Genomic DNA, 3464 nt, shown 5'->3' with positions numbered 1-3464 from the left:
GGATATGACTCTCGAGGCCGGTATGGAAATCCAGGAACAGACAGCAAAATCCAGGAAGCAAACCCATCGTTCTTTCGCGGAATTTGTCGGTTTTATCCTTGTTGATCTGTTTGTCAGCCTTGGCAAAAAATCCCATATGGTGATGGCCCTGGTATCTGCCATGAATGATACAGAAGCCCATGTCGAACTCTGGGCAACAACCCTGAAAAAGGCCCGTCTGACTCCCCGGGCAATGGTTGAAGCCCTTGCCAATGCGGGAACCATGGCCGATGAGATGGGCGCACCCCATCTGGCCGCGAAAGCATCAGGGATGCTGGAAATCTGTCTGGCCGGAATATCCATCCACGAGAAAGAGCGGTGCCTGGCCGATGTCATGGACGGTATTGATTTTGTCAATCACGGATATCTGATCCGAAAGGAAGGCAGTTTTTGCGGTGCACTGGTCCGGCACTTCCTGGATGTGAAATATGAGCTGTATACCCCGGAATCCAGGACTGAATTCTTCAGGGATCTTTCCCTCAGGATGAAAACCCGGGAATACCGTTCCTTTATGACTGCAGAATGGGCCACAAGCCTGCAGGAACTGGCAAACCCGGAAAACATCTGCGTACAGGCCAGAGAAGTTTACAGAAAGGCTCCGAAAAACCATCCGCTGGAAAGTACTGCCCGCAGGGTCTTTGCAGAAACTGCCTCAGGGTGGCTTGAAGCCGAACTGAAAAGGTCCGCAACACCTTCCCCCTGAAGCGACCTGGATCACCGGGCGCTTCTACTCCAGCCCCTCTTCCTTGCGCAGGGCCTTGCGGTCCAGTTTTCCAATCAGGGTTTTGGGCAGGCTGTCCCGGAATTCCACGGCCCGGGGCATTTCAATGGGTGACAGCTTGTCCTGCAGGAATTCCTTCAGGGCCTCTGCCGTTAGGGCCTGGCCCTCTTTCAGGCGGACAAAAAGCTTGACCGACTGGCCCCGGTAGGTATCCGGAACACCGATCACCAGACATTCGGCCACAGCGGAATGAAGATAGACCGCCTCCTCTACATTGCGGGGCCAGATCTTGTAGCCGCCCGCAATGATCACGTCCTTGATGCGGTCCACGATGAACACATAGCCATCCTCGTCGATGCGGGCCACATCGCCAGTACGCAGAAAGCCATCCACAAAAACGCGTTCTGTCTCTTCCGGCCTGTTCCAGTATCCCTTCATGACTTGGGGACCTTTCACGCACAGTTCCCCCTTTTCTCCCCTGGGCACTTCCTGGTGAGGGTCTTCCAGACTGCGGATACTGACCGTGGTTCCGGGCAGGGGTAGACCGATGGAACCGGTCTTGTTGATCCCGTCCGCCGGGTTGCAGCACACAACGGGTGAGGCTTCAGTCAGGCCATAGCCTTCCACCAGGCGGCTTCCGGTGTTTTTCTCGAAGGCCAGCTTGACCTCTACCGGCAGGGGAGCTCCGCCGGAAACACACAGCCGGATCGAGCGCAGGTCAAACCGGTCCAGCCGTTTATGGAGATTGATGGCCGTATAGATGGTGGGCACCGCCGGAAACAGGGTGGGGCGGGTCCGGTCAATGGCCCGGATCAGGTTTTCCAGCTCGAACCGGGGCAGCAGTACCATTTCTGCTCCCAGCCTTATGCCCATGTTCATGCCGGCCGTCATGGCAAACACATGGAAAAAGGGAATAACGCACAGGATACGCTCGTTCCCCGGCTCGGCATTCGTATAGATCAGAAAGGCCTGTTCCGCATTGGCCCGCAGGTTGGTATGGGTCAGCATGGCGCCCTTGGGAACGCCTGTTGTTCCCCCCGTGTACTGCAGAACAGCCACGTCTTCTTTCGGATTGATGGTCACCGGCCGGACCTGTCCGTCATTGGCCATCAGATCAGACAGGCGCAGATGGTTTTCGTCCCGGGATATATGCGCAATCTCCCGCCGCTTCAGAAGGCGGAACAGCAGGCTTTTCGGAAAAGGCAGCATATCGGCCATGGACGCCACGATCAGCCGCTTCAGCGATGTTTTGCCCCGCAGGTTTTCCAGCTTGTTGTACAGGGCCTTCAGGTCCAGCGTGATCATGGTATCCAGGCCGCTGTCCTGGATCTGGGCCGCAATTTCCCGCTCCACATACAGAGGATTGAAATTGACCACAGTCGCGCCGGTTTCCAGAATGGCATAATAGGCCACCACAAAGGCCGGACAGTTGGGCAGAAACAGACCCACGCGGCTGCCCTTGCCGATGCCAAGGCCCTGCAGCCCCCTGGCCAGCCGGTCGATCTGGTTGCTGATCTGTCTGTACGTCTGCTTTTTTCCCAGAAATTCTGTACAGATATTGCTGCCATGCCGGGCAACGGTCTCTGCAAACATGTCCACGACAGATCCTTCCGGGACAGACATGGTCTTGCCGGAGGAGAGGGAACGGCTCCCCTCCTGCCTGTCCTGGGTGCCTTGCCCTGTCATTTTTGCCTCCACCCGGAAACGCCGGACATTCAGGATTATCCCTGTATTTTACACCAAAGCATGCAATCTGTCATTGCATCAGCTCCCCGTGGAGTATTTTTATGTAAAAAAGGGACTTGTGAAACGTCTGGTTTTGTGTCCAGAATATGGCAGGCTCTGTAAAGAGCCCTGAATATCAACACGGCCGGTCGCCCCGGGGAAGGTTTCCTTGTCACGTTTCATGCAGCAGAACGCCATGCCCGCCGATGAGGGCATCCAGACAACAGCCACCGTCAAGTGGTTCAATCTGTCGAAGGGATTCGGGTTTGCGGCACCCGCCAGCGGTCCCGACGCTTTCCTGCACATTTCGGTGCTTAACCGCGCCGGGCTGGATTCAATCCAGGAAGGCACGGAGATGGTCTGTTTTGTGGGTAGCGGTCCCAAAGGGCCGCAGGTGACACGGATTGTGGAAATCACCGGCGTCAACGAAAGCTTCTCCGGCAGCGGGGACAGGGGTGGAGACCGGAACAGTCGTCCGCGGTTCCGCGACAGCCGTCCCGAGAGGGATTTTTACCCGCGGGAAGACAGGGATTATGATCATGCGCCTGCCGGGCCGGAAACGGAAATGTCCGGCACCATCAAATGGTTTAAACCCGACAAGGGCTTCGGCTTTGCGGCCACAGATGATGACTCCCGGCGTGACGTTTTCATTCACAAGAATGTCCTGCGCCGTGCAGGCCTGATGACTCTGGAGCCGGGACAACGTGTCCAGATGCGGGTCCAGGAAGCCGCCAAGGGGCGCGAGGCCACGTGGATCATCCCGCTGTCTGAATAGGCACAGGTCCAAGACCAGCCTGTTGACATGAACAGACCGTACGCATTATATGCAGCCTTTCGGTCTGCCGGTTTCATGCAGGCATATGGCGGGGTAGCTCAGGGGTAGAGCAGGGGAATCATAATCCCTTGGTCGGGGGTTCAAATCCCTCCCCCGCCACCAGCTTTCCTTTATGGAAACCTGATCCGGCAACGCCATCAATCC

The 3464-nt window shown here is 56.7% G+C and carries 3 protein-coding genes and 1 tRNA gene; 3 read left to right on the top strand and 1 reads right to left on the bottom strand.

Translation table 11 applies throughout. From position 1 onward, the window contains the following. The coding region (locus tag M3O22_09000) for a hypothetical protein (GenBank protein ID MDP9196877.1) at positions 1–742 on the top strand (742 nt) is incomplete at its 5' end. 24 nt (positions 743–766) lie between these two features. On the opposite strand, the gene M3O22_08995 is transcribed toward M3O22_09000, so the two are convergent. Continuing rightward, a complete protein-coding gene (locus M3O22_08995; GenBank protein ID MDP9196876.1) occupies positions 767–2446 on the bottom strand; it encodes a long-chain fatty acid--CoA ligase in 1680 nt (559 codons plus the stop codon). A 208-nt stretch (positions 2447–2654) separates the two neighbouring features. Here M3O22_08995 and M3O22_08990 point away from each other — a divergent pair, with 208 nt between their 5' ends. Beyond that, the gene (locus M3O22_08990) at positions 2655–3260 is read left to right on the top strand and encodes a cold shock domain-containing protein (GenBank protein ID MDP9196875.1); all 606 of its coding nucleotides are present in this window, start codon (positions 2655–2657) and stop codon (positions 3258–3260) included. 87 nt (positions 3261–3347) lie between these two features. After that, a tRNA-Met gene (locus M3O22_08985) sits at positions 3348–3422 on the top strand. Positions 3423–3464: the final 42 nt, after the last annotated feature.

The organism is Pseudomonadota bacterium (assembly GCA_030775045.1).
In the GTDB taxonomy this organism is placed as follows: domain Bacteria; phylum Pseudomonadota; class Alphaproteobacteria; order JALYJY01; family JALYJY01; genus JALYJY01.
This window is presented reverse-complemented; position numbering and strand designations above follow the sequence as displayed.

Coding starts and splice junctions, on each gene's coding strand:
- M3O22_08995 (MDP9196876.1), bottom strand. CDS start 2,446: ATGACAGGGCAAGGCACCCAGGACAGGCAGGAGGGGAGCCGTTCCCTC.